This is a genomic window from Mesorhizobium sp. M0514 (assembly GCF_040321145.1).
In the GTDB taxonomy this organism is placed as follows: domain Bacteria; phylum Pseudomonadota; class Alphaproteobacteria; order Rhizobiales; family Rhizobiaceae; genus Mesorhizobium.
On record NZ_JAMYQZ010000183.1, the window covers coordinates 1 to 3,407 of the forward strand.

The window sequence follows — 3,407 nt, forward strand, 5'->3', positions numbered from 1 at the left end:
TAGCTGCGCCAGCTCAGCTGGCCAAAGGGCTGAGCATTTCGGTCGTTGCAAGGAAGTCGGGTCCGAGCCGCCAGACTTTAATGAGGTTACGAATGAATGCGCAAATTTGCTCCAGCGCGATCAAATGCTGGCCATACCGCTGCTGCTGCCTTGAGGAGCCGAGACAAGGTCAGAGCTGACGTGCTCCCGTTTTGTGCGTTTATAAGTTAGCCCTTTCCGTTTTTGGTCGCCCGGCCGGAACTTCCGGGGGTAATGGCTCAGGCGGCACGCACGCCGATGAGCCTTTCATGAGCGATATCGGCGGCTAATCCACCAGGACCGGGCGGACATTGATCACGATGAGTTGCGGGCCTTTCGGGGGTGGCTGGGCCGTACCCTCGAAAATCGAAGGCCAATCTCGCGGCTGAGCTAAAAGCAGGGGTCTTGTGGAGATCAGTGATAACGACTAGCCAAAGTTCAAGAGCGAAGCCTTTGATGCGATCCACAGCGCCGTGGAAGGCATGTACCCGGGCCGGAACGATCGACAAGGCGACGCTGCGCAGCTTTCGACGGCAGTTAGCGGTGCCGCAAGAATTCACGCCGGACGAAATCAAGGCGCTGCGTGAGACGGGCATTCTTGTGGATGTTCATTCGGACCCTCCGGTGAGTGCTGAAGCGTGGTAACTCCAGTCTCCCCGGTCCGGTCCGAATGGACAATCTCCCGAAAGCTCACAGCTAGGCGTTTTGCCGCTACGTGCGATAAGGCAAGCTTACCGGACATGATTGTCCCGCGACAGGTGCGGCGGATTTCTGCCATTTGTGTTGCTTAAAACGCCGTCATGACATCGTATCGAGGATGATTCTTGGACATAAATCGTCTTCCCGTCGGCATGGGCCGCCCGCCAGCGTCGCTCTGACCGCGCCGGCCGCCCCCGTGCCGAGCTGGCTGCGCCGGGCGGTTCATGACCCGCAAAGCCTTGCAGCACAGGGCGTCGAAGATCTTGCGATCGTAACGGGTGCCGCCATCGGTGCACTCGATGCGGTGGTCCGCCGGGAAGAAAAATGGGCCGGCGCATGGCGGCAGCGCCTCGCACTCGTAGCGGCCGCGGGGACGGCGCGACAGGCAGGGCGCGTTGAGGATGAAGCCGAATTGCGCGACGCTGTGCTACTGACCCGACCCGGCGACGACGTCGGCCCCGCTGGCCGGATGCTGTTGGCTTGGCGCCGACTGGCCGGTTCGCCCGCTGAGAAGCTGCTGACCCTGATGTGCATCGCTTTTTTCCAGCCAATCACCCGCGCCGAACTGTCGTCGTTTTTTGGCAAGGAGATTTCTGGCGACCTGATCGGTCACCTGCGTGGCGCGAAGCTGATTGCCTCCGGCCCGCGCAGCCCGACGCCGGGCGCGCCTTACACCTATGTCACGACCAAAGAATTCCTGCTCGAGTTCGGTCTCGACACGCTGCGCGACCTGCCGGACTTCGAGGCGCTCGAGGATGCCGGGCTGCTGTCGAAGGAGAAGCTGCTGGCCGGCGACATCATGCCGGGGTTTTCGAGCCCCGGCGGGAATAATGCCGACGCCGACGAATAGAGGCCCTGTGCTTGGGCCGGCGGCGACCGACCATCGTCACCGCAGCTTCTCGAGCGATCGGACAGCAAGATCAATTTTTCCCACGAGGTCCATCAACGGCGCACAATCCGGATAGTGCTGCATCAGCACGGACTGTGCGAGGCGGAGGTTCTCGATGTGCTGTTCGCCAGTGCAGGCATTCCTCCGGGGGAATTCTCTCCGTAGTAGAGGTCGAAAAACACCGTATAGGGCATGGCCGTCCGATCGTGTTCGCATTGAACCCAGTCATCAAGCTCGTTTCGGACGGCATCAACGCGCTTGTAAACGCCGGCGCGCGCTCGCTTATCGATGAGCACACTCTTTAGCAGCGATCCGATCGCGGCATGCGCGTTCACAGGCATTGCCGCCTTCGGACGCCGTAGCCGCTTGCCGCTGAGCGGCAGCCGGTACTCGACAGTGGTTTTGGGACCGCGTGGCGAGGTAGCTTTTCGTTGCACGTCTCTCGAGGGCTTCGCCTCGGCCTCAGCCTTCTCTCCCGGAGTTACAAAAGGAGCATGACCCTCGACGGCGACCCTGTCACAATTCGCGGGCACGATCGGTGAAGGAGCCTTGGAAAGCGCCTTGAGGAGCCCATCCAGCGAATATCCCTTCGACGAATCGGCATACAGATAAAGTTCACAGCCTTCCGGATAGTACATCCCCGCCCATTCTGGCCCTGCAAGCGACCAGTTGTGTTGCCGCGTCCAGGCATCCCGTTCGGCAACTTTGGACGCAACACTCCCTGCGTAAGGTTCGTCGGCCCCGACGTGATGTTTTGCCACCGGATCGTACCAGGCACTTGCATGATCGCGCTCGCGCAGGCGGGCCGAATATACCGCTCCGCGTTCGACCTCTGCCTTGGATGGCTGCAGGCCGGTGATGTCCATGAACTGCAGTACCCTCGCGGCTCCGCAAGCCCGCTCCAGAGCCGCGCTCGCCGAGTCTGGTCGATACTCATCGATCACATGGTCCGAGGCATGACGCCGGAAACTACCGAGCTTGTGAGCATATCGATACTGAGACGGTTTGAGCAGTTCATCAAGCGGCTTTGAAATGGATACCCGAATCGTCTCACGGCCGGAGGTTCGTGTTTGGCCATCGCGCCAGAAGGTGGAGATATAAACGACATTCCACGCCGGGCTGGCTTGCGCTGAACGATCGGTCAACGATCGGCGTGCATGCTGGAAATTGCCAACGCCCGATACTTGTGATGCCATGTCGAGGGCTTTGCTGTGTGAGATTGAATCTCGCTTTGAGATCGCCTTGGCAAGGCGCTTGATGCCCTCAATCGAGGACGGCTGAATATCTGTCTTGGACATGCCAGTTCTCCTGGCTCGTAGGGAAGTGTCGCCCCTCAACCACCTCGCGAGCCCGAACATGACATGAACGGGAGCGTCAGCATCGGCAGTGCTGTCAACAGCTTCGCAACGACGGGCGGCGCGCTCCTGCCAGAGCACCGATTCGTAGAATACAACTGATTTCTTTTCGAGAGAAGGGTTTGAACCACTGCCAGCGTTTGAACCACTGCCCCTATCTGGCCTTGACGCGATTGACACGTTAGTAGGCCTCAAGCAGCGCAGGAAGATCGCCGCCGGCGGGCGGCGAGCGTTTCGATCGTTGAGAACTCTGGTAATTCTCCATGAATTCCGCGAAGCGGGTCATCAACCGCTCATTGCCCCCGGCTGCCAGGATACTCTGCCGGCGTCGCGCCACGGCCGCGTCCGCGCCTGCGAACAACCATTCAACACGGCCGTGCTCGATGGCTTCCTGGCAGGCGGCCTCGACCGCGCTCAATCCGTCGGTCAGCACGCAGGTGAGGATC

At 60.5% G+C, this 3,407-nt stretch carries 3 protein-coding genes and 1 pseudogene; 2 read left to right on the plus strand and 2 right to left on the minus strand.

Going from position 1 to position 3,407, the window contains the following annotated elements; genetic code table 11:
* Positions 1-474 precede the first annotated feature (474 nt).
* Together NKI61_RS32560 and scpB are read left to right on the plus strand one after the other, a co-directional pair.
* Positions 475-663: a hypothetical protein gene (locus NKI61_RS32560; RefSeq protein WP_352842389.1), complete on the plus strand. Its 189-nt coding sequence runs from the start codon at positions 475-477 to the stop codon at positions 661-663.
* Between the two features lie 250 nt (positions 664-913).
* Entirely contained in the window at positions 914-1,567 is a 654-nt protein-coding gene (gene scpB / locus NKI61_RS32565) for an SMC-Scp complex subunit ScpB (protein ID WP_352842391.1), read from the plus strand.
* Between the two features lie 122 nt (positions 1,568-1,689).
* On the opposite strand, the gene NKI61_RS32570 is transcribed toward scpB, so the two are convergent.
* Positions 1,690-2,904, minus strand: a complete 1,215-nt coding sequence (locus NKI61_RS32570) for a DUF5623 domain-containing protein (protein WP_352842392.1) — start codon at positions 2,902-2,904, stop codon at positions 1,690-1,692.
* A 238-nt stretch (positions 2,905-3,142) separates the two neighbouring features.
* A pseudogene (locus tag NKI61_RS32575) lies at positions 3,143-3,407 on the minus strand (TniQ family protein); the annotation flags it as partial.

Excerpts from the sequence above, each read along its gene's own strand:
- NKI61_RS32570 (WP_352842392.1), bottom strand. The coding sequence starts at position 2,904 with ATGTCCAAGACAGATATTCAGCCGTCCTCGATTGAGGGCATCAAGCGC.
- NKI61_RS32560 (WP_352842389.1), top strand. The coding sequence starts at position 475 with ATGCGATCCACAGCGCCGTGGAAGGCATGTACCCGGGCCGGAACGATC.